Source organism: Kosakonia sp. H7A (assembly GCF_003028445.1).
Lineage (GTDB): Bacteria > Pseudomonadota > Gammaproteobacteria > Enterobacterales > Enterobacteriaceae > Kosakonia > Kosakonia radicincitans.
In genome coordinates this window covers 1-435 of sequence record NZ_PYTZ01000140.1, presented here as the reverse complement: position 1 = coordinate 435, position 435 = coordinate 1, and the positions used below count along the sequence as shown (strand labels likewise).

The window sequence follows — 435 nt, the reverse complement described above, 5'->3', positions numbered from 1 at the left end:
CGGGATGAACCAAGACAGGCCGAAGCGGGCCAGGGCACCGGTCAAGGTGGCTTGCGACTGCAACAGCAGCAGGCGCCCGCTCCAGTGGGCGTGCAGCTCGTCGGCCTCGACCGTCCACGTACGGCCATCGAGCGGGTCGTGCAGCAGCGTGCGCGTGCCTGCGCTTTTGGCCAGCACGAAGTACCGGCCGCGGCGGTCGAGCCCGATGGCGGGCAACGGAGTGTGGCGCAGGCGCTCGGCCTGCACGTCCACCATGCGGCACTTCATGCCCAGACGGCGCGCGGCCAGCACGAGCTCTGCCGCCGGCAGCCCCTCAGGCGTGGCGGCGACGTCCAGCTCTCGCAGCAGGGCCTCATAGGAGGTTGCCACGCCATGCAGTTGCGCCAGTGTTGCCAGGCTCGCCGCGCCTGAGAGCAGGCTGGCGTCATGCGTCGG

Annotated in this window: 1 protein-coding gene; it reads right to left on the bottom strand. The window is 71.0% G+C overall.

Going from position 1 to position 435, the window contains the following annotated elements:
- Positions 1–435 (bottom strand): cysteine peptidase family C39 domain-containing protein (locus CWM66_RS28615; protein ID WP_233218453.1); only part of this gene is annotated, 435 nt, incomplete at both ends.